Below are 22719 nucleotides of genomic sequence, written 5' to 3'. Positions count from 1 at the left end.
GTTCGATTTATTAATATGTTGGACATAGTCATAAATTTCGGAGGCAACGATGACCACAACAATGTCTGTAAAATCGGCGCCGAAAGACGCCAAAGACCAAACGATGCAAGCGCCAGATGAGAAAACCTTCTGGCGTAAAATGAAAAATTCCGTCAAGAAAGCAGGTGAAGAGATTGCGGTTATGGGCATTAAATCATGGCTCGCGATGGCAGATTCCAACACTTCTGTTCGCCACAAGGCTATCTTAGGTGGCGCGTTGGCTTACTTCGTCCTACCAACAGATATGGTGCCAGACGTACTAGCTGGCGTCGGTTTTACCGATGATATGGCGGCACTTACCTTAGCCGCGAACTCAGTCGGTAATGTCATCACTAAAGAACACGAAGCACAAGCCAGAGAAAAACTGAATTCGATGTCTGATTAAGTTGAAAGTTTATTTTACAGCACTAATAGCCATTTGTGCTGCTCGATAAAGTTTTCCAAATACCATAAGAAAAACGTTTCTAATAAACTTTGCAGACATATCTTCAATTGCTGTTACTGGTTTTCCAATAAACACCAGCATATGGCCTAACAGCCCTTTGACTTGTGATTCTCTTACTTTAGAAGCTTTAGCTACTTTTTCTATATTTCTGGCGAGTATATCATAAAATGTCATTCCAGTAGATACTGTGGCTTGGGCTGCTATTGCTGCAAACAAGCCAGTATCTTTTAATAAGGTTATTAATGCTGCTTGAATTCTTTCTGACCAATATTCTGTAAATGATGCTTGGTTTCTGTGCTCAAACTTAAATCTAGTAGGTGTATACAAGTACTTGTTAGATCTGACTTTTATTGCTCCCCACGTTTCGGAGTTAGCATTATCTAAATACCCTAAGCTTGTTTCGCTAGACATACTATGAGCATTTAAATTAAAGCCAGTACTAGCGTCTAAGCGGTACTCATCGCCATTATGTGGAGCATGAATAAATGGCCAGACAGGTACTTTAGGCACAGGATCTGCGCCGTGAGTACAGCGGTATACTTTGTCGTTGCTTTTACTAGATTTACGGGAATATTGTTCTAAACCAACTCTAGGTGCGCCAAAAGTATATAAATTCACTCTTAATGAATATTCTTCTCTCAGCCAATCAGAACATAATGAAGCCAGAGCTCCTCCTAAGCTATGCCCAACACAATGAATACGGTTAGGTAAATTTTGGCATTGCTGTAAATATTGTTTTATGCTTGGTTTGATACTTGAAAATGAATTAATAAATCCAGCATGAGCGATAGAGCCATTTGGAGAGCCTTTAAGGCCGACATTTAGGTTGGTTACCCAATCATTGGCGTTTTGCGTCCCTCTAATGGAAATTACTAAATCTCCCTTATATTTTCCTTTCCCAATACCAATTACCGCAAATGCTTCAGATGTTCTCATTACACCAGGTACCACTTTTCTAAACAATGGTATACGATCTAATCCTGTGATGCCTCCAGTTCGGCCACTAAAAACATCTTGCTGCGAAAATGCAAAGTGTTTTTCAAAACCTCCTTCTCCCCTAAACGCTAGTCTCCCTTGTCCCTGGTATACTCCATACGGTATGTTCGCGATCTCTGATGCAAGTTTTGGTGTTAAAGACGGCATTATGTATCCTCCGTAAACTCTGTTTTATATAAAAATCCATTTAAATTGCAGTTGCTAATAACCATTAGATCTCGAGCACTTTCTAGATTGATATTTTTGAAAAAATATCGGAATTCTTTATTTTTAAGCTCACAGTAAAGGTTATTTAAGTTATCTTTTATAAATATAGGCGGTGAAACGTAGCTTAACTGAGACTCCCAAATGTACTTCTTTTCTTCATTTATATAGGTATATATTCCGATATATGAATATGTTTGATTCAAAGCTGATTCTTTAAACCTTTGAGAATGTATGACTGGCTTAAAGTGAAATTCACCTAACTCATTAGTAATTGAACTCCTTTTGTAAGCATTCTTTAAAAAATTAGCTTCTAAGTAAACGGTTAAATTTTTTAGAGGTCTTTGATCAAGAACTAAAGTACCTTTTATCTCTGGGCTTAATGTATATTTAAATTTCTTAAAAAAATCGAACATACTTTCGTTGAAACCTAATGCAAGTATTGGAAATGAGAATATGAATAAAAAAAGACTATTTTTAAACATGAAATTATGATGTATGTATCTTAGTACCAACTTAATTATCAGACTACTATCTATCGCGATTTGGTTTTGAACTTTAATTTGATAATGGAATTTGTATCTCTATATGATGAAAATGTCCCTTATATCATTTTCAAAGTGATAAACATAGGCGAGTTATCTTAACCCTCTAGATGAACTAATATAGAATCTAACTACTGACCTATTAGTAATTGAAACAACCTCGGGGGACGAGAATTTTATCTAAACCTTTTTGATTTCGGGTTAATTGGAAATAAAAAACCACCTTAGAGTAAGGTGGTTTTTGCTTAGACAGGATAATTTAACTTGGAAGTATTTAAGCTTCCGCGCGCTTCAGATGCACTTCTTCTTCGGCTACGCCTGCCATTGGGTCGTTGAAGCGAGCTTCATCCAATGCACCTTCTGATTTCGCAACGATGACGGTTACAGCACTGTCACCAGTGATATTTACCGCGGTACGAATCATATCAAGAAGACGGTCAACACCCATGATGAGCGCGATACCTTCAAGCGGCAGACCAACTTGGTTCAATACCATAGCAAGCATGACAAGACCCACACCAGGAACACCTGCGGTACCGATAGACGCCAGAGTTGCCGTCATGATAACCATTAGGTAATCGCCCATAGTTAAATCAATATTGAAAGCTTGAGCAATAAACGCAGTTGCTACGCCCTGCATGATCGCCGTACCGTCCATGTTCACGGTTGCACCAAGTGGTACTGTGAACGATGATACACGGTTCTCAACACCCATGCGGTGCTTTGCTGTTTCCATTGTCACTGGAATCGTCGCGTTCGATGATGCTGTAGAAAAAGCAAACATGATCGCGTCTTCCATCTTACGTAGGAACGTAATTGGGTTTAGACCTGTGAAACCTTTTAACATTAAGCTGTAAGTAACTAGACCGTGTAGGACAAGCGTACCAGCCAGTACTAAGAAGTACTCTGCCAGATTGACGATCGCGCCCAGACCAAGACCAGTAAATAGCTTCGCCATTAAGAAGAACACCCCATAAGGCGCCAAGTTCATCAAAATCGCGACCAGTTTCATGATCACTTCATTCAGATCAGAGAAGAATGCTGCGATGCGTTCGCCTGGTTTACCCGCTGCACTGATCGCGATACCGAATAGCACGGCGAACACGATAACTTGCAGAGTTTTACCTTCTGCCATTGCGCTGATTGGGTTGGTCGGGAACATATCGATGATCACCTGACCTAAAGATGGCGCTTCGGCTGATTTGAATGAACTTGCTGCCGTTAGATCTGCCCCTGCCCCTGGCTGGAATAGAGTACCCATAGTTAGAGCAAGCGTAATCGCGATAGCCGTTGTCGTAACGTAGAAAGCGAGGGTTTTACCGCCCATGCGACCCAGTGTAGAGAGGTCTTTGAGAGAGCTAGTACCACAAACTAACGAAACAAATACTAGCGGTACAACAAGCATTTTTAAGCTGGCAACGAAGATCTGTCCACCAACTTCGAATAATCCATTAACAATGTATGCGTCGACAAATCCGTTGTCGGCAAAAAGTGTGCGAATTGCAAATCCTGTCAAGATACCCGCAACCATACCTAAAATTACGCGGCTGGTAAGCGACATCGGTTTCTTGGTATTCATGAGAACACTCCTTATAGTTATGCACCTTGAGTTCACTTCAAAGCGGCGAGCAGATTAGCAGCGGAGTGAGAAAATACGAAAGAATAATCCTCTAAATGGTTAATAGATGTGAACTTTATCACTAATAAAAATGGGATTTTAACCAAATATTAACGAATTGGCCGGATGAAAAGTTTGTATTTTAACACTTTTATCGAATATACAACCGATAACAAAGAGGATTTACAATAAATTTTAATAAGAGATAGAGTGCATACTCTCTTTGAGTGGATGCATTTCTGCATAACTATTTAAGTTATATTCAGGCTAGCGGTCGCTTCTTTAGGGATAATTTAGTATTGAGTGTTCATCAGAGCCAACGAACCCTTTATGCTTTCATATTTGTCAACTCAATGATGGTTGGCAAGTGTAGTTAGTTGGAGGTGATCCCAGCTCCAATAACTTTGACTGGTATTTTTAATCCCTCCAACCCAATAGCATTGTTTCGCTCGTATTAAGCCTTCCAAACACTGCTTGCCAGCCTCAGTGATACGGACGCTTTGTTCCCACCAGTGCCTTTCACGTGACTCAATCGTGATCAAAGGTGTTTGACACTGTGCTAGAGGGAGGAGTAACGCGTAAAACATCACGTCTCCTAGGTAAGGAAGAGGTTCTAGTTGTTGATATTGCTCAAACCAATCTTTGATGGGAATTGAACGATTTTGCGAGCTCAAGACCTTTAGTGCGAGGTGTTGTGTCAAGCTCAATCCAGTTTGTGAATTAGGTAACTCTTGCAAATGGCGTTTAAGCACGTTGAATATATTGGGCAAGCAATCCAGGTTATGCTGCTGAATCAAATTAACTATGGAAATAGGTGTCGGTGATGTAATAGCGTGCCAACACCGTTTAGCCTGACTGAATAATTTTGCTGTCACAGGTTTACGGTATCGCCAACAAGAACGAATAGCTTCTTCAGGCAACTGCCCAAAGCCGATGAATCGTTCAGTGCTCGGGAACTGGTTCAACTCAATGATCTCTATCACTTTATTCTCTACATTCTCTAACTGTGTTAGAGCACGAATTAGCATCAATTGATCATAACTGTCATGTTCGACCCAAAAGACGATTCGTTCAAATACATCACTTTGCAACAGATCGAGGTTTGATTGTTCCAATGTGACTATATCTTGAACCGAGTCTTCACGCTTCATCACGGGCAGCAGAGTCTCTACGACATATTGGGCACGAATGGCAAGGAAGTTCTGCGGTGTTGCTGGTATGGGGCCAATACAAAGCGGATCGATCAGGGCTAAAAATGTCCCTTCAAATCCGCTGGCTTTAAGTTGTTGTTGAATGTCGTGGCCACAACGAACGTGTAGCGTTTTTACTTTTGCATCTAGGGGCGGTTTTTGTTCTTTGATGGCTAGTTTGTGCGCTTCTAGCTCTTCGACATGAGCTTTTAGTTTACTCCAACTGGATAAGCCCAGTTCTCTTACGAGTGCATGTTGAACGTCAGCCAATTGAATTGTATTGGGAGCCAAAGATTCTGGTTTGGAGTGAAATCGCTTAACTAACTCCAACGTGGCGTCATCGTATAGGCGGATAGCTTTGAGCCTTTTTTTAGCAATGGATTTTTGCTGATTGATATTGATCGAGAAGCTATTTGTAGAGTTCATATTTCACCTTTCTTATTTCTTCCACACTCGCCTATATAGAAGCAAAAAAGAAGGTAAAAACAGATTGTGCCTGCTAAACCAAGCAGGTGAGGATATTGCCGTGAACCGAGTTCTTTCCGCGAGTGTTGGGTGCTTTAGGCATGAGCAGAGTGATAGTAGGTGGTCGCTATCCTTCGTGCAACCTTTTGTGAGAGTGTAGCGTCACAAAATGGCCGTTTCTCTATATTTAGGGAGAATCAATAGCCGATAACACTAGCGATTCAACTCAATACCACTGTTGCTAGACTCGAGTTTCTACACTTTTGAGTAAAGTACGATAAAGCGCTTGAGTCGCAGGACCACTTTTGGCTCCTTTGGGCAAAGTGAGGTGCAGCGCAACTTGATATTGATGGGAGTGTTCGATCTCCAATACGTTAATTTTATCGCTCTTGCGGGTTGCGACTAAGTGCGCTGGTAGCCGACAAAATCCAGCGCCTTGCTCTACGGCGTGAAAAGCGTGGTCGAAGTTATCGACGGTAATACGCTGACGTGCGCGTAACCAACCCACATCTCTTTTCGTTTTGTCTGAATCACCTAAGTCACGGATGACAATTTGGCTGGTGGTTGCAAAATCGTCGATGGAAACATGCGGCTTTTTAGCGAGTGGATGGTGTGCTGCGATTACAGGCAGCATGGTTGTTACGCCAAATGCTTCGGCAGGGTAGTTGGTTATCGGTAAGTTGATGATTGCGATGTCAGCGAGCTCATTTACGACCATTTCGGTTGTTTTGCTCAGTGACGTTTCAACCACTTGAACGGAGGTCGTGTTGTTGTCCTCCAAAAATTGACTGAGTGGTGCATAAAGCCAACAAGGGTCACAAAGATGATCTATTGCGACCGTGATTTGAGATTCCACCCCACTTTTTAACTGCTCGCTGATGACTTCTAGTTCCCGCGCTTGTTCAAGCATGGATTGTGCACGACGCAGTATGGTTTTGCCGTGCTCTGTCAAACCCGCTTTGCGCCCTCGTACTTCGATAAGTTGAATACCAAGTTGGTCTTCTAACTTCCTCACCGAGTAGATCAATGTGGTATGGCTCTTGTTGAGCAGTAAAGCTGCGGATTGAATGCTGCCTTCTTGATTAATCGCTTGTAGCGTTTGCCATTGTTCTAAGGTCGTTTTTAGTCTCATGAGTCAATTTTTTAGACAGTTAATGGCGAAATTATGAACTTTTCTGTCAGTTTTATAAAGGTAATAATCTTGTCATCGAAAACGAGTCAATAAGAAGAGGAGACTCAAGATGGCGAAATTATTGCAAGTTGATTTTGAATTTCATGGTCCGTTTGGTGACGAGATGTCGAATGCTCTGGTCGACTTAGCTAAGTCGATTAACCAAGAGCCGGGCATGATTTGGAAAATCTGGACGGAAAGCGAAAAAGACAAACTCGGTGGTGGTATCTATCTTTTTGAAGATGAAGCCACGGCGCAAGCTTATCTCGAAATGCATGCCGCACGCTTACGAAAAATGGGCGTAGTCGAAGTACGAGGTCAAATTTTCGATATCAATGTGCCGTTAACTACGCTCAATCAAGGGCCTATTAGAGGATAAGGAGATGATGACCAACCGCACTTTTCTAACCGTTCATGGTGTCGTATATACGGTATTCGCTTTTGCGTTGTTTTTTGTACCAACCATAATGTGGCCGATCTATGGAGTACAAATTAACGACCAGTACGCGCTGTTTTTATCGCAGCATACTTCGATCTTTTTAGGTGGAATCGCTGCGGTGAGTTTGATGTTACGTAATGTGGAATCAGGGCATACTGCGAAACAGCTGTTTAAAGCATTATTGATTACTAATGGCTTAGGGGCAGTGATTACTACCTATGCCGGCATTATCGGAGTATTTGTCGGTTTTGGTTGGAGTGACCCAATATTCTTTGTCTTGCTTAGTTGGATTACGTACAAGCAATTAAGAGTGCAATAGAAAAAGCCCTGCTGTTTCTAGCAGGGCTTTGTCATATTTGGTTTAATTAGCGATCTAAATTCAAGTTATGATTCGCTTTTGTACGCGTAGTTATAGTAGCCGTATCCATAGCCGTATGAGTTAGATGCTTTTTTCTCAACTGCATTGAGAATCACACCTTTAACTTCAACGCCTGATTGCTCGAAGCGACCTTGCGCGACTTCAATCTCCTTCAAAGTCGTTTGATCAAAACGAGCGACCATCAGAGTTGTTCCTGCAAGCGCGCCAACAATGCTTGGGTCGGTAACTGCGAGTACTGGCGGCGTATCGATGATGACTAGATCGTATTGTGCAGACATCTCGTCAACAAAGCTCTTGAAGCGAGGGTGCATAAGAAGTTCTGACGGATTTGGTGGTACTTGGCCGCGAGTCACAACATCTAAATTATCAATGGATGTAGATTTAATGATGTTGCTAAGGGATGTCTTACCGCTCAAGTAATCAGAAAGACCGTTGTCCCAACGTAGACCGAAGCATTGCTGCAAATAACCTTTACGCATATCCGCATCAATAAGCAGCACTTTCTGACCGGTTTTCGCAGCGACGGCCGCAAAGTTGGTCGATACAAATGTTTTGCCGATAGATGGTGCAGGACCTGAAATCATAAGAACGTTATTCTTCGCCTCCATCATTGCAAAGTGCAAGCTAGTGCGAAGACTACGTAGAGCCTCAATGGAAAGATCGGCTGGGTTAGCTTCCGCTAGAAGGACTAGCTCATTGTTGCTGCCTTTGTTGCGCTTAAGCTTGTTTGCAAATTCCAGTTGTTGAATAGATTTTGGAACGCTTGCGTAAACTGGCATGCCAATCTGTTCAATTTGATCTGGTGTTTCCACACCACGGTGGAATGCTGCACGAATTAATACGAAAGCAACGCCTGCCATACCGCCAAGCAGTGTTGCTAGCACAACGATAAGCGCTTTTTTCGGCTTAATTGGCTTAGAGAAAGATTGAGCGTTATCTAAGATTCGAACGTTGCCAACTGTTCCGGCTTTAATAATGTTGAGCTCTTGAACCTTGTTCAATAGTTGGATGTAGATTTGTTGGTTTACTTCTACATCGCGTGTCATACGTAGAACTTCACGCTGTGTTTTCGGTAACTTTTGAACTTGTTTATTAAGACGTTCTTTCTCTTTTAGTAGTGTTTCACGTTTATCAAGTAGCGACTTATAAGCAGGGTGATCCTGTGTGAAGCGTTGGCTGATCTCACTTTCTTTGAATGTAAGCTCATTTAGCTGTGCTTCTAACTCAACCATTACTTTCAGCGTTGACTGAGCTTCAAGGCCTAAATCGATAGATTCATTTTCTTGACGGAATCGATTTAAAACGTCTTCAGAAGCGGTCAGTTTTGTTTTGATGTCTGGGAGGTGACCTTTCAAGAACTCGAGGCTTTGCTCTGCCTCTGCAGAATTTCTTTGAACGTTTTGTAAGAAGTAGTTTTGGCTAATGTCGTTCAAGATATCTTGAATCTTAGCGCGGTCTTCACCAGAGAAGCTTAAAGATATAATCCCGGTTTGCTTACCACGTTCGCTAATCGATAAGTTTTCTTGAAGTTTATTAATTGCATCTAATTTACTGATTTTGCTGACCGTGAATGAGTCACCAGTTTGAGCCACAAGTTCAGTCGCCAAAAATTGGTATCCATTCTTCTCAAGCAGTTCACCAACTTTACCTTCTAAAATGACGTTATTGTCATCTTCTAAGAGCCTGAACGTCTGTTTTTCAGAATCAATAACTTCAAGAGTTAAAGGAACGCCAACTGCGTAAGAAGGAGCATTAAATCGTGAAACGCTCAGACTGATTTGCTCACCTTGTAGTCGAGCTAGGCCTTTACCAATAATTGGCATGTAGTTTGGAGAAACGACAGTCGTTAAGTTGAACTTATCAACAGTACCGCCCAAGATCATACGAGATTTGATGATCTCTATTTCTGTTGTCGCTGATGATTCTGCTGAAAACAGCTCTCCCATATCACCAACCATCGCTGAAATACCACCTGAACTCTTACTTTCGATTTGGATAAGAGCGTCAGCTTTATAGATAGGTGTTGATAGAATGGCAACGCCGACGCCTATAATTGAAAATAGGACTACGGTACATAGAATGAGCCATTTGGCATCGAGAATGATCCCAAATAACTTTCCCAAATCGATCTCATCGTCGGCTTGACGTGATTGCTTAATAGTTTGTGTTGTCATTACTTTAACTTCTTAAATACCTTGCCATTGGCGTTTATTTAGCCTTGCGGCTTATAGTTTTTGAGACCACGCTTTTGCTGCTTTTTCTATAAGCGTATATGCATGTTCGAAAGCTTCTCTACTTTGTCTGTATGGATCAGGGATGTTTTGTTCATTTATCCACTGTCCAAACAGCATCGTTTTACCTCGTGCCTCAGGAGCGATTTTGGTTAAGGCTTCTAAATGACCTTTTTCCATAACCAATATCAGATCGTATTGAGCGCAAAGCTCAGGTGTTAATTGTCGTGCTTCGTGTCCATCTAAGCTTACGCCATGTTCGTTCGCGATAGTGGTTGCCATCTCGTCAGCAGCTTTTCCCGTTAGATGGCTCTTATCTACTGCGATTCCTGCTGATGCGACATGTTTGTTTGGTAGTAAAGACTGCAAAAGCCGCTCTCCTGTTGGAGAGCGGCAAATATTACCGACACAGACGACAAGAATATTAGAAAACAAATGCTTACCCTACTTTAAGTTGTATGCTTATGATCTCAACTGAATTGCTGGCTTCTTTATATTGCGCAATTGAGCTGAGTAGCTATCGATTACGTGCCGCAAGAGATAATTTTCTTGCGGCACGTTGTTTTACGGCCAAGTGCGTACTCGTAGTACACCTTCGGTTAGTTCATTAAAGCCGGAAATGGTTGGAACGAGCTGAGCAATCACACGATTCCAACGACTAACAGGTGCAGCCGTCACATAGACTATGTCGTAAGGGTTGAGATCAAACTCAGTACCAATCACCAAAGCAGAAGCGTCAGAAACATCTAGCTGATAAATGTCCGCCATTTTAGCTTCTTCTTTTGAACGTCTGATGACAAACACACCGGTAGCATCTGCGGAGATTTCACTGATACCACCAACGCTGCTAAGAGCCTCAGTAAGGCTCATGCCGCTACGGTCAATTTTGAGTAATTTCGGATCGTTAACCTCGCCCATAACAAATACTTTTTGCGCATCGTTTCGAGGAATATGAACAATATCGCCAGGCTTTAGAAGGCGGTTTTGAGTTAAATCGCCTTGTTGCATCAGAGCATACAAAGAGACGTTTTCAACAACGCCATTGCGTGTCAGTGTCGCATTACGCCAATCAGCCTCGGCAGCCAGTCCGCCAGCTCTATTCACAGCATCTAGAAGTGTAAGGGGGATGTTTGTAATTGGTTGTTGTCCTGGCTTGTTAACTTCGCCAGTTACATAAGTCTTTTTAGAGCGAAATGCCGCAACGCTTACATCGACCTGTGGGCTCTCAATGTATTTTGCAAGGCGGCTTGCAATGTCTGCACGAATCTGACGTACGTTTTTGCCTTCAACATGTACGACACCTATGTAAGGGTAGAAGATCGTGCCATCCGAATGCACCCAGTTACCCGCTTCGGCTGAGCTTCGGTATGAGCCCGCTGGGATCGTTAGCTCTGGGTGATCCCAAATAGTGATATTTAGGATATCGCCAGGTCCTACTTCGTATTCATATTTTGCGATTTCAATATCTAACTCTGGGTTTGGTTTTGAAAAAGGGTCCACTGAATTTAAAGACGTTACGCGCTCCAAAGTTAAGGGATAAACGGTAACCTGAGACTCTATATCACTCGATTCAGTGCTCATGACTGTTTTGTCACTGACCGAAAGGTGGCTACCAGGCAAAGTACACCCTGTAAGAAGGATAGGAAGTACTGATATCCCCAAAAATTTATTAAATGTGTTCATTGGTTTATAACTACCGAAAGAAAGTTTGCCGACTGAAATTGATTCATTCTAATTGAACTGCATTTCATCAATATTGATGATTTACTGCAGTTTTAAGCCTTTAGAAAGCGAGTCCATTCAGAATTATTTGTGTAATAAACACTCCAAATGGCTGCTAGCGACTTAGAGCTCTTAGTTTCATTAATGAAGGTGTGAAAATCCGACCCACAAAAAATAGTCAACTATTATCCATCTGGTTGCAATAAAGGCAACAAGTTACTTGAAAAAATACTGACGAATACATGACAAAATTGTGTCTATTTAACGTTATTGAGATGAATGCATGATTTTGCACAAGCAAACAGGCAAGAATGTGAAAAAACTCATGCCAAAGTTGTATGCATCCTATTTACACTATATGCAACTGCCGTTATGCTTCCTGTTGCGGTCGGATATAACAACAAATATTGGAGCTAATTTTGAAAATCAAACTTTTAACGGCAAGTGTGGCAGCAGTCCTACTAGCAGGTTGTGGTAGTGACAGCGACCCTGAGGTAAAAAGATACTCAGTTCAGGCTTATGACCCAGCTGTTATCGGCATGAAAGTTCAAGCAGTATGTGGTGGTGAGACATACGACGCGATTGAAAATACAACAAACTATGAAGGTATGGTTGGTAAAGCGCGTTTTGAAAATATCAACGTTGTAAATGCGCCAGGTGATTGTGCTTTCGTATTAACGCACACAGAAGATAGTAAAGACGCGTCAAATGGCAAACCTATTACATCTGACTACAAAATCCCTCAAGGCCTAGCCCAGGCGGATTCATTGGTAACAGGCTCTCCATTTACGACTTTGGTTGCTAACTCTTTAAAAGATGGTGAAGTATACTCTTCTGATATCGCTGAAAAAGTATTCGAGAATTTGGGTATCGATATCAATGCAAGTGGTAAAACAGTTGACGAAATCCTTCGTGATACAGAATCTGTAGTAGCAGGACTTGGCAGTGAGGGTGGTAACAGCGCACTTGCTACTCAGCTAGTTGCAACAGCAAACGTTGTATCAGACATCATCAAAGCGAACCCAACAGCTTCGCCTGAAGCTGTAGCTGTTGCTGCAAAAGCAATAACAGAAGATGTAATCGCGGCGAACCCAAATTATCCTGAGAATGATTCAGGTGACGTTATCTACGTAACGATTCCAGCTGAAGATACTCAGAAAGTTGTTGCTGATGTACAAGAGGCTATCGATAACGACATTCCATTAGAAGATATCGAACCTGACGTACCACAAATTCCAGATGCGGAAGTCGGTGAGCCAATTGAACCTGAAGATCCACCGGGTCCAGGCACTGGCGCGACAGGCGGTAACTAAGCAAGTTTTTGCTGATAAATTCTAAAGGCCTCTTCAGAGGCCTTTTTTGATCCTATCGTATTGTAGTCATCACCTTTTAGTGAGCCCTTTTCTGTTTAAGTAAGGCAGGATGTGCGGACGTGATTCGCCAGCCAGTTTACTGGTGACTTCTTGTGACCAAGTACTCTGTTTTTGATTGCTCGAACGGTTTGCATAGTAGTTTCGCATAGTTTGGTCATACGTCTGAATATCATCCAAGTTTAGATATTGATACTGATTCTCATGCACCACGACATGCTTAGGTAGGCGAGGTTTTACTTCAGGGGCTTGATCTGGATGACCAAGACACATACCAAACAAAATGGCGGTATTTTTAGGTAAACCTAATAATTCGTCTACTTTTTGGGCATTGTTTCGTAAACCACCAATATACACACCTCCTAGTCCCATCGACTCCGCCGCTAGCAAGCAATTTTGTGCCATGATGCCCGAGTCTACAGCGCCTATTAGCGTTAACTCGGTAAAGTCAGCTTGAACATCTGGGTTGATACTGGCGTGGCGTTGGTAATCAATGCAAAACACCAAAAACTCAGCCGCGCTTTCAACGTACCCTTGATTTCCGGCATATTGAGCTAATAGCGTACGTTTTTCTTTGTCGGTCACGCGAATAATTGAAACGACTTGCAACATGCTTGATGAGGACGCCGCAAGGCCAGCTTGAAGAATGGCATCTAATTGTTCGCTCTCAATCGGTTGTGAGGTGAATTTTCGAATTGAGCGGTGATTGAGAATTGTTTGAATCGTGCTGTTCATGGTGACTTAACATCCCCTGTTACGTTAAAGGCTGAAGACTCACCTTAGCGACATTTGATGAGTCGGTAAACTATCTCAAAAGAAAAACAATGCTTGGTGCATAAGTGTGAAGACGAATCGAGAATACACCACTCGTTCTGTTTGAGAGCGTATATACTGTTTTTAGAATCAATAATTTAAATGCAGTGGAAAATATGAAAGAACTCATTGTTCATACAGTTACGGTGTTTATGGGCTTCTTTGCCATCATGAACCCTATCGCCAATATTCCCATCTTTTTGAGTTTAACTGCTGATGAAGATAAAGAAACCATCCGTTCCATTGCGCTCCGCTCGGTTTTTATTGCATTTATTATCATCGCGATATTTTCTATTGCCGGTAAGTTAATTTTTGATTTGTTTGGTATCACGCTTTATGCATTGCGAATAACAGGCGGCATTTTGGTGTTTTTGATAGGTTTTAACATGCTTCAAGGTGATTCGACGCATCAGAAAACCAAAGAGAAGGCGTATTCACCAGCTCAGCAACGGGCGGCATTGAGTATTGCAGTGTCTCCACTGGCGATGCCAATATTAGCTGGGCCTGGAACGATTGCTACCGCGATGAACTTTGCGACAGCGGGTGGTTTCGATCAAACCATTATTACTATCGTTTCTTTCGCTGTCCTCTGTGTGATCACCTATGTACTGTTTTTATTTGGAGACAAATTGGTCAAAACGGTTGGACCAAGTGCTCTAAATGTTGTGACTAAAATGATGGGCTTAATTCTAGCGGTTATTGGTACTCAAATGTTCATTGATGGCGCGGGCGAAGCCTATAAAACGGTTTTCTCCTAGATTTCTCTTAGACCTTGCCACCTTGGTTAAGCCCGCAATTACATTTCTAACGGGTACGGATTTTTTGAACTTTAGTTTTCATTTTCTAAGAGAGAAATAAATAGACTTCACCTATTTCAATAATAAGAATATTCAATTGTTGTGATTGCACGAATTTCATTACTCTTTTGGCAAGGAGAATGGGGGAAATATGGCAACAAAAGCAATTGTAGTAGAAGGTGGCGCGATGCGAGGCGTCTTCGCAAGCGGAGTGTTAGATGCGTTTTTAGAGCAGAGTTATAAACCGTTTGATTTTGCAATCGGTGTATCTGCTGGTGCATCAACTTTGATTGGGTATTTGACCGACTACCCGCATCGCAGTATTAACGTCATTACTAAGCTGGCCACAAGCAAACGCTTTTTTGACCCAACTCGCTTCGTTAAAGGTGGGGACCTCATTGATGTGAAGTGGCTGTTTGAAGAATCTAATCGCTTGTATCCCGTCGATGAAAATAAACTGTTTAATGGCGTTCCTTTTCTCGCAGCGACAACAAATGTAGATACAGGGCAAGCAGATTACTATCGCGTGACACGTGATAATTTTCACCATGCGATTGAAGCGACAACAGCATTGCCGATTGCCTACAAGCATACCCCTTGTTTTTCTGGCGGTTGTTATACCGATGGTGGGGTCGCTGACTCTATACCAGTGCGTGAGGCTTATCGTCGAGGGGCTCGCGACATAACCGTAGTACTCTCTCACCCACTGAATTATGCCAAAAAGCCAGTTAAGACCACATGGCTGATGAAGAAACTGTTTGCGGAGCACCCCAAAATGGCGGATGCGATGTTAAGACGTGCAGATAACTATAATCAATCATTAGAGTTTATTCGTAACCCTCCACCAGGAACACATGTTAGGGTAATTGCCCCACCAGATAATTTTCATGTTCAGCGCTTATCAATGCGACAATCCGTTTTACTAGAAGGGTATGAAATGGGGCTGATTGAGGGGCGAGCGCATCTCACTAGTTTATCTGGTGTTCATGGTTTAGACCGGGAAAATTGTCATTTTTGCGTTTGATTATAAAAGAGCCTCATAGTGAGGCTCTTTTGCGTAACGTTCAAAGGGTGATTTAGTTGACTTTATCCCAAGCCATCTCCCAGTGTGAACCTATTCCAGGCTCGTAATGGTTTGCGCTTTCTTTCCACTGCATACAGTAACCAGAGTATGGGAAAGGTTTACATTGATAAATGCCCCCGTCGCTGGCAAGCACTTTTGTGCCCGCCGTGTAGCTAGATAGTCCTTCAGGGAAGACAAAATCGTACTCACCAGATGGTGGTGGCGTTACTGGATCTTCTTTTAAGTGAAAGTCGAGCGTTTGCTGATCCACCAAGTTGCCATCTTTATCCTTAACACGTGTTACGAGCATATGGTGACCCGGCTCCGATTTACTTAAAGCGAGCGATATCGCTTCTACCGAGCCGTCTTTCATTTCGTTTGCCCAACTTGCAAGTGGTTCGCGATGGTGATTGTAAACGGTGAGTTCTGCATTTAAATCGCCTTCAGCAGTTAGTGTCAGATCCAACGTTGTCGGTGTTGACTCAATGATATATTCGTCTGCTAAGCCATCTACTGTGAGTGAGTATTCTGAAACAGGAGTTTCAATGTTATAGCCGATCTCTACTCGCTCAAGGCCGCTATTTGCTTGCAGATACACCGGATTAGTACCATAAACAGGAGTGAATTTATCCTCTGCATACTGCCCGGCTTGCAGTTTTGCTTGTTCTTGGTTTAGCTTAGTCGCGAGTGCGTAAGACCAGTTTTTCGCTTGGCCCATTGCTGCATCGGTAATTTCTAGTTCAGTTCTATACGCTATGTTTTCACCTGCTTGATCAAATACGCGCGTATAAACCGAATCCCCAATATTTAAATCCATTGTAGGAATAATTTGACCGCCTTGCTTCCAATCTGGAATAACGGGACTGCCACCATCAAATTTCACATCGATCACGTTATAAAATGAGGCTGCAGTGTCGCCAACATCCCATACTGCCAGGATGACATGGTATCCCTCGCGAGTAGGCACATTACATTGATGGCTTACCTGTTTCGGGGGTTGAACCATATTGCCGTCGACGACACAGAAAGGAGTTAGATCAAAAGAGTCTCGTGATAGTGAAGCGTTTGGGTTCCAATCAGGCTTGGTGATGTAATATTTCCAGTCGCGCGTCACGTGGTTAGCGGTAAATGTCCATTCAAAAGTTTGTGTACCTGCTTGAATAGGGCGTTTTACCCAACGGTCGGCAGTTTGCTCATCAAGGGCAGCTGCTAAAGCGGTTTCGGCACTCGCTATTTTACCATCGCGAGGCCCTGTTTCGGGAAAGCCATCAGGGCCTTCAACGCTTTGCGGTTCATATTGAATCGCACCGCAGTTATTATTTTTTTCGTTAGTATCTGGCGATGGATACTTACATAGTGCCGAGCGACTTGCAGCGACACCACCATTGGTTTCTGATACATAACCGTGAGCCGCAGCACCTGAGCTAATGCTTGCAAGTGCTAACGCGAGTACGGATTTGGTTGGAAATGATTTCATCACATGTCCTCTGTTATGACTGACAAACTAATGTCACACCCCGGCGCATGCTGAGCATAAAGCAACGCTACAGAAATTGGACTTCTGTAACACTGAGTCATGGTAACCCCGCTATCATGAGCATTCTTTTAGATTTTTAAATGCTGACAGACCGGAAGCTTTGCGTCCCACCCTTTCGAATGGTTTGCCGAAATGTGATTGAGCAGCCAAAATTTAGCTTAAGAATTTACATGTGGAAAAGTAAACGTCACTGACATGGAATCCTGTTCTCAAATTGAAAGATAACGATATCTTAACCTCGTCAATATTATGCAGTATCGTATTGCAAGATATTGATTTTAATTTTGTTTTTATCTTATTAATAATCATGGAGAATGAGTGGAGGTTTGTTGGGGATAAATGGAGAGGAATCGTGCTAAGGGTGGAAGAAGTTCTGTCTAAAGGGCGGAGTGTACCGCCCTCTGGATGGTGTTATTTCGGCATTATGACAGTATCAATCACGTGAATGACACCGTTTTTAGCTTTCACATCGGTTGCGATGACATTTGCATCGTTAACCATGACTTTATCGCCCATGGTTTTAATCATCACATCTTGCCCCTGAACCGTAGTCGCTTTGTCTAGCTTAACAACATCGGCAGCCATCACTTTCCCTGGGACGACGTGATAAGTCAAAACAGATACTAACTTGTCTTTGTTTTCCGGCATTAAGAGCATGTCGACTGTGCCGTCTGGCAGTTTTGCAAAAGCGTCATCCGTTGGTGCAAAAACAGTAAATGGGCCTTCCCCTTTGAGAGTGTCAACCAGGCCCGCTGCTTTCACCGCAGCAACAAGCGTATTGAAAGAGCCATTTTCAGCGGCAACGTCGACAATATCGGCTTTCATCATGCCATGCTCATGAGCCTTGACGGGCAGCATAAAAGATAACGTCGCCATCAGTGTCGCCGCGATAACTAAGATACGTTTGAACATAATGTGTTCCTTACTAGTTGAGGGTACAACGGGTTCCCTGGAGTGTGTTTGCATTTGTACGCATTGTGATTGAAAGATGATCATCGCGTCCTACTTTCTTTTGAGGGCCTAACATGTCGCGCAAGAATTCGTCTGCCTTCTTGTTTCACATCGGCTCGTTTCCGCCACGCCCATAAGCGCTCTCTTGCTGCCTTAGCTGTGTTGTCTAGTGCGATAATAGGTGCAAGGTAACGGCTATCTGGCTGCAACTGATACATGACAGCTTCCATCTGGGTCATTGTCCAGGGCTCGAATAAAAGAGGGGGAGGAACCATTTGTAACTCAGGTACCCACTTGTAGATGAACGTACCGTTAGGATCATGTTCTTGGGCTTGCTTGATCGGATTATAAATACGGATTGTGTTAGTCCCGGTTACTCCTGCTTGCATTTGGAATTGTGGGTAATGAATTCCAGGCTCAAAGTCGAGAAACAGTTGCGCTAAATGCGTTACACCTACTCGCCAATCCATGTTCATGTGGTGAGTAAGAAAGCTAACCAGCATGGCACGCATGCGAAAGTTAATGTAACCAGTGTGGTGCAAACAGCGCATGCAGGCATCAATCAAAGGTACGCCAGTATGCCCGGATTTCCATGCTGCTAACTTTTCTTCATCGAAAGTACTACTTTGTCTAATCAATGGTTCGTAAGCCCGATTAACGCAGTAAAACTCCATGTCGTATTCCGATTCGAATTTTTGGATGAAGTGACAGTGCCAATGAAGCCGTGAAGACAATGCAATTAAGCTGCGACGAAACCCAGCCACTTGCCAGTGTTTCAAAAGGTATTGATAAACTTCACGCAAGGATATGTTACCCCAAGCGAGGTATGGAGAAAGGCGAGTACAGGCTGTACGTGAGGCAGTGGGACTAGAAATGCTTCGATAGTAATCACGACCTCGACGATGAAAAAAGTCCTCTAGTGTTTTCCAAGCGAGCCGGCTTCCTCCCGTTTGCATTCCTTTGCATTTTGATAGCCAGGATGATGGTGGCGAAAACGAACAGCCGAGAGTTTCTGCATCCAATGAATGCAATAAGTCGGTTTGGAGCTCAATAGGGCTTATTGAGGCTCTCATGACAGAGTCCCAATGTTTGTCCCAACCTTGCCGGTTTTTTGCACCTCTGATAACAGCACCGTGTTCGAACTCAAACCAGTCGATGTTCTGCTCATACAGCCAAGCGGCAACTTGTTTGTCGCGCTCAAAGGTGCAGTTGAGTCCTATTTCTTGGTGAGAAAAAACAGCGTTGATTTGATATTGCGCTTGAATTGATTGGAAACATGCTAAGGCATCGTCATACAGCACCGTGATTCGATGCCCATACGCTTTGAGCGTCTCATCCATGTCTTGCAGTGATTGCCAAACAAATCGCCGGTGGCGCTCAGAATAGTGTGGGTTGTTCAATAGCAATGGTTCAACAATATATAAAAGCACAGTTGGGTGCTTTGTTGATAATGCTTGAGTTAGTGGTTGATGGTCAGTCAGCCTTAAATCTCGCTTTAACCACACGACATTGATTGTTTGCATCGGAATCCTCTTTGTTTCCGATGTTGTACGCAAGTAAACCGAAGAAATCTCATCCAATGATCGGTTTTATTCCACAAAACGTAGACATAACTTTTAGGGAGGTGACACATGGCAATAGCATTGAGTAAGTTACAAAAATACTTCTATGTGGACAAATTGGTCATTCATTCGCTTGATCTCGCATTGTATCAGGCATCTGTTGTGATTGATGGAGAAGCGCAATTTATCACTGATGACAACGGTATCTTTTTGAGGGCTCATTCCCTGATCGAGATGCAAAAGAAGTGCAGGAATATCAAAGCAAATAAGCAGGTTCTAGTGCATCAAAGTGCTTATGATGAAATGGTGGGGCTACCCGAAGGCAAAAGAGACAATCAACTAGAGGTATTGGTGAGGGATACAAAATTGTATTGAAAGAGTATTGGTGCGCAGTAAAAGCGAGCCACCTTACGGCAGCTCGCTAAATATAAGGAGAGTTAGGCTTAGTCTTGTTTACGCTGCGCTTCTTTTTGCGCGTACTTAGCGGCACGTCGGGCTTCTCTTTGCTTGGCACTTTCACCACCAACATGCTGCTCGCCTCGCTGCTCTGCAAGAACAATTTGTTTTTCACGCTCGCGGAATCGAGCAATTTGTTCTTCTGAGTGTGTGCCGTGACATTTTGGACAGCTCACGCCTTGCTCGAACAATTCTGACTGTTTGTCTTCTTCAGTGATCGGTAGACGACAAGCGTTACATAAATCGTAATCTGCTTTTTCTAGCTGGTGGTTCACTGCAACACGCCCGTCAAATACGTAACAATCGCCTTCCCACATGCTCTCTTCTTGAGGAACTTCTTCAAGATATTTAAGAATGCCGCCTTCTAGGTGGTAGACCTCATCAAAGCCCTGTTCTTTCATGTAAGCCGTTGATTTTTCGCAGCGGATACCACCGGTACAGAACATCGCAACTTTCTTGTGTTTTGCCGGGTCCATGTTTTCTTTTACATAGTCTGGGAATTCACGAAAGGTTTCAGTATTTGGGTTTACAGCGCCTTTGAATGTCCCGATCTCGATTTCGTAATCATTACGTGTATCGACAACAAACACTTCAGGATCAGCAATAAGATCGTTCCACTCTTGAGGTTTCACGTAAGTACCCACTACGTGGCGAGGGTCTATACCTTCAACACCTAATGTTACGATCTCTTTTTTCAGTTTCACTTTGGTGCGATTGAATGGCTGGGTCTCAGAATACGACTCTTTGTATACGGTGCCAGTCAAACGAGGTTCGTTGTTTAGCCACTCCAGTAGCGTATCAATACCTGCACGATCAGATGCAACAGTACCGTTGATACCTTCACTTGCCAGTAGTAATGTTCCGCGAATATGGTGTTTTTCCATCAACGCAAGTAATGGCTCGCGTAGCTCTTGATAGTTATTCAGCTCAACAAACTTGTACAGCGCACAAACTACATACTGACTCATGAGGTTTCCTTTAAAAATACAGGTGGTCAACGACCTTAAAATTTTAGCGGCACGAAGTATACCTGACTAAACTAGTCGGAAATACGGACAAATTATACGGATATTATGAGTAGGCGGGGCCTGGCGGTCTTTGATAGGGGGAGCATGTCCGCAGGTGAAGCCGCTATGTGTTCAAATTATAAGCATTAATTATAGTGGGTTAGGTAGGTTGGAGCCGATACTTTTGGTTTAAATTTATGCTGTTTTGGGCCCTTCAAAAAAGTTAGGCGCAAGAAGCACCAAGTAATCACCGGAGTCATTGACAAGGAAAGGACATGTCGCAGTTTTATACATGAGGTGGTGAGGGATAAAGGTTTAGGGACAAAGAGTGAATGACTGATCGCCATTGTTCATAAACCGCTATAAAACAAACGCCTTTTCACCACATACTGAAAAGGCGTTTTTCTAACGTCTGCCGTGCTTATTTCAACGTAGCTGCGGTCTGTTTGCCCATGGCTATGAGCCTGTCGAGAATACGTTCACCGTCGGCACGTAAACCGTTGTGCTCATACTCATTGGTGATCCACGCTTTTGAGTTTGGTATTAACGCGAGCGTCTCTCGGCTGATATCCATTTCAACAAACATATCATCGGCGTAAACGGCGCAACTGACAGGCACTTTGTTCTGAGCCAGTTGTGTTTGATCGTACAGCGCAGTCCAATCTTCTTTCGCTGCCAATATTTCTGCGGTGTCTTTTAGTGGCTTGAGGTTAACGTATTGGTCGAACATCCATGGGAAGACCATTTCCCCCGTGAAGTAAAATGGCTTGCCAGATTCATAATTAAACTCTGATCGGGTTTGGCGAACGCGGTGCGCACTCCAATTCGACGCGAAGCTTTGGCAGTAAATCGATTCATGTAAAATGGCGTAGATCGTGTTGGTTTGGAAGTTTTGCTGCGCCAACATATCGTTTAAGAACTCATAACGAAGTTGTGGTTTGCCGTTCACTTCAATCAACGCGCTTTCTAGCCAATAGTAAGTTGGTAAGAAAGTATCACTCACACCAAAGTTGATGCCGATTTGTTGAAATTGTTCCACCGTGAAGCGTTGACCATTTGGTAGGTACTCTTCATTTTCTAGCAAGTGATTCGCAATGTTTTGGCAAAGTTGCTGTGCATTGGGAAATTGTTGGAAGAACGCTTGGTTTTTCTCCATGGTGCGTTTGAAAGTGGCTTCATACACATCGTCGGCATGACGCGAGACTGATGGCACGCCACCTGTGATGTAGCTTTGTAGCAAGCTGTCTGGGAACAAAGATAAATAGGTGAGGGAGCAAAAACCACCAAAGCTTTGACCTAAGATCGCCCATTTTTCGACGCCAAATTGCTCACGAATGTATTCCGCGTCGCGCACGATGTTATCCGCTCGGAAGTGGCTCAAGTAGTCTGCTTGTTGCTCTGGCGTGAGGTGAGCAAGCGTCTGGTGATTAATTACGCTGCTGTTGCCCGTACCGCGCTGGTCGAGAAGCAAAACTCGGTACTCTTGCAGCGCGCGTTTTACCCAGCCGTTATTGCCGTTTTGACGCGGAGAGGGAAAGCCAGGTCCGCCCTGAAAGTAAACCAACCAAGGTTTGGTCGATTCTTCCTCGCCAACTAGGCAAACCGCACGGGCGAAGACTTCAATGGTGCCTTTGCTCGCGTTTTGGTAATCCAGAGGAACGGTAAAACTGTGGGGAGTGTAATGCAATCCTGCGTCGATAAATGATTGAGCGTTCATTG

General features: G+C 43.2%; 21 protein-coding genes and 1 riboswitch. Of the genes, 7 read left to right on the top strand and 14 right to left on the bottom strand.

The genetic code is table 11. The features are described 5' to 3' along the window. Nucleotides 1-49: 49 nt before the first annotated feature. Nucleotides 50-424 (top strand): YkvA family protein, encoded by a 375-nt coding sequence (locus tag R7M92_RS00780; protein ID WP_318132493.1) that lies wholly within the window; start codon nt 50-52, stop codon nt 422-424. Between the two features lie 9 nt (nt 425-433). Here R7M92_RS00780 and R7M92_RS00775 read toward each other — a convergent pair whose 3' ends face one another. From R7M92_RS00775 to R7M92_RS00755, 5 genes are all read right to left on the bottom strand, one after another. Beyond that, nucleotides 434-1627 carry a lipase family protein gene (locus R7M92_RS00775; protein ID WP_005374861.1) on the bottom strand — a complete coding sequence of 398 codons (1194 nt, stop codon included), beginning with the start codon at nt 1625-1627 and terminating at the stop codon, nt 434-436. Next, nucleotides 1627-2100, bottom strand: a complete 474-nt coding sequence (locus R7M92_RS00770; protein ID WP_232284613.1) for a DUF6795 domain-containing protein — start codon at nt 2098-2100, stop codon at nt 1627-1629. Before R7M92_RS00770 ends, R7M92_RS00775 begins: the two co-directional genes overlap by 1 nt. A gap of 403 nt (nt 2101-2503) precedes the next feature. Next, a complete protein-coding gene (locus R7M92_RS00765) occupies nt 2504-3808 on the bottom strand; it encodes a dicarboxylate/amino acid:cation symporter (RefSeq protein WP_054576578.1) in 1305 nt (434 codons plus the stop codon). 389 nt (nt 3809-4197) lie between these two features. Further along, a complete protein-coding gene (locus R7M92_RS00760; RefSeq protein ID WP_318132491.1) occupies nt 4198-5463 on the bottom strand; it encodes a DUF1835 domain-containing protein in 1266 nt (421 codons plus the stop codon). Between the two features lie 280 nt (nt 5464-5743). After that, nucleotides 5744-6634 carry a LysR family transcriptional regulator gene (locus tag R7M92_RS00755; RefSeq protein WP_042521726.1) on the bottom strand — a complete coding sequence of 297 codons (891 nt, stop codon included), beginning with the start codon at nt 6632-6634 and terminating at the stop codon, nt 5744-5746. 109 nt (nt 6635-6743) lie between these two features. On the opposite strand from R7M92_RS00755, the gene R7M92_RS00750 reads away from it, so the two are divergent. After that, nucleotides 6744-7052 carry a monooxygenase gene (locus R7M92_RS00750; protein ID WP_005374871.1) on the top strand — a complete coding sequence of 103 codons (309 nt, stop codon included), beginning with the start codon at nt 6744-6746 and terminating at the stop codon, nt 7050-7052. Between the two features lie 7 nt (nt 7053-7059). Next, on the top strand, nt 7060-7431 hold the full coding sequence (locus R7M92_RS00745; protein WP_158156064.1) for a hypothetical protein: 372 nt from the start codon (nt 7060-7062) through the stop codon (nt 7429-7431). A 65-nt stretch (nt 7432-7496) separates the two neighbouring features. Here the strand turns inward: R7M92_RS00745 and R7M92_RS00740 are convergent, their stop codons facing one another. From R7M92_RS00740 to R7M92_RS00730, 3 genes are all read right to left on the bottom strand, one after another. Beyond that, on the bottom strand, nt 7497-9665 hold the full coding sequence (locus R7M92_RS00740) for a polysaccharide biosynthesis tyrosine autokinase (RefSeq protein WP_005374875.1): 2169 nt from the start codon (nt 9663-9665) through the stop codon (nt 7497-7499). A gap of 51 nt (nt 9666-9716) precedes the next feature. Continuing rightward, nucleotides 9717-10157 (bottom strand): phosphotyrosine protein phosphatase, encoded by a 441-nt coding sequence (locus R7M92_RS00735; RefSeq protein ID WP_017820138.1) that lies wholly within the window; start codon nt 10155-10157, stop codon nt 9717-9719. Between the two features lie 129 nt (nt 10158-10286). Beyond that, nucleotides 10287-11405 (bottom strand): polysaccharide export protein, encoded by a 1119-nt coding sequence (locus R7M92_RS00730; RefSeq protein ID WP_017820139.1) that lies wholly within the window; start codon nt 11403-11405, stop codon nt 10287-10289. 458 nt (nt 11406-11863) lie between these two features. Between R7M92_RS00730 and R7M92_RS00725 the strand changes: the two genes are divergently transcribed. After that, entirely contained in the window at nt 11864-12757 is an 894-nt protein-coding gene (locus R7M92_RS00725) for a hypothetical protein (protein ID WP_031780904.1), read from the top strand. A 69-nt stretch (nt 12758-12826) separates the two neighbouring features. Here the strand turns inward: R7M92_RS00725 and nfsA are convergent, their stop codons facing one another. Then, complete coding sequence (gene nfsA / locus R7M92_RS00720; protein WP_054728823.1) at nt 12827-13549, bottom strand: oxygen-insensitive NADPH nitroreductase; 723 nt, start codon at nt 13547-13549, stop codon at nt 12827-12829. A gap of 194 nt (nt 13550-13743) precedes the next feature. On the opposite strand from nfsA, the gene R7M92_RS00715 reads away from it, so the two are divergent. Together R7M92_RS00715 and R7M92_RS00710 are read left to right on the top strand one after the other, a co-directional pair. Next, nucleotides 13744-14385, top strand: a complete 642-nt coding sequence (locus R7M92_RS00715) for a MarC family protein (RefSeq protein ID WP_318132490.1) — start codon at nt 13744-13746, stop codon at nt 14383-14385. Between the two features lie 190 nt (nt 14386-14575). Continuing rightward, nucleotides 14576-15448, top strand: coding sequence for a patatin family protein (locus tag R7M92_RS00710; RefSeq protein WP_318132489.1), 873 nt, complete (start codon nt 14576-14578; stop codon nt 15446-15448). 52 nt (nt 15449-15500) lie between these two features. On the opposite strand, the gene gbpA is transcribed toward R7M92_RS00710, so the two are convergent. The 3 genes from gbpA to R7M92_RS00695 form a co-directional block, all read right to left on the bottom strand. Further along, nucleotides 15501-16964 carry an N-acetylglucosamine-binding protein GbpA gene (gene gbpA / locus R7M92_RS00705; RefSeq protein ID WP_318132488.1) on the bottom strand — a complete coding sequence of 488 codons (1464 nt, stop codon included), beginning with the start codon at nt 16962-16964 and terminating at the stop codon, nt 15501-15503. Nucleotides 16965-17062: 98 nt separating this feature from the next. After that, nucleotides 17063-17163: riboswitch (cyclic di-GMP riboswitch) on the bottom strand. A gap of 272 nt (nt 17164-17435) precedes the next feature. After that, entirely contained in the window at nt 17436-17936 is a 501-nt protein-coding gene (locus R7M92_RS00700) for a fasciclin domain-containing protein (RefSeq protein WP_005384595.1), read from the bottom strand. 80 nt (nt 17937-18016) lie between these two features. Then, on the bottom strand, nt 18017-19498 hold the full coding sequence (locus R7M92_RS00695) for a cryptochrome/deoxyribodipyrimidine photo-lyase family protein (RefSeq protein ID WP_213866700.1): 1482 nt from the start codon (nt 19496-19498) through the stop codon (nt 18017-18019). 108 nt (nt 19499-19606) lie between these two features. On the opposite strand from R7M92_RS00695, the gene R7M92_RS00690 reads away from it, so the two are divergent. Then, nucleotides 19607-19912: a DUF6482 family protein gene (locus tag R7M92_RS00690; protein WP_017634442.1), complete on the top strand. Its 306-nt coding sequence runs from the start codon at nt 19607-19609 to the stop codon at nt 19910-19912. Between the two features lie 68 nt (nt 19913-19980). Here the strand turns inward: R7M92_RS00690 and R7M92_RS00685 are convergent, their stop codons facing one another. Next, nucleotides 19981-20961, bottom strand: coding sequence for a rhodanese-related sulfurtransferase (locus R7M92_RS00685; protein WP_017634441.1), 981 nt, complete (start codon nt 20959-20961; stop codon nt 19981-19983). A gap of 460 nt (nt 20962-21421) precedes the next feature. After that, the gene (locus R7M92_RS00680; RefSeq protein WP_225477314.1) at nt 21422-22717 is read right to left on the bottom strand and encodes an alpha/beta fold hydrolase; all 1296 of its coding nucleotides are present in this window, start codon (nt 22715-22717) and stop codon (nt 21422-21424) included. Nucleotides 22718-22719: the final 2 nt, after the last annotated feature.

It is taken from the genome of Vibrio sp. Vb2880 (assembly GCF_033337975.1).
Classification (GTDB): Bacteria; Pseudomonadota; Gammaproteobacteria; order Enterobacterales; family Vibrionaceae; genus Vibrio; species Vibrio alginolyticus.
This window is presented reverse-complemented; position numbering and strand designations above follow the sequence as displayed.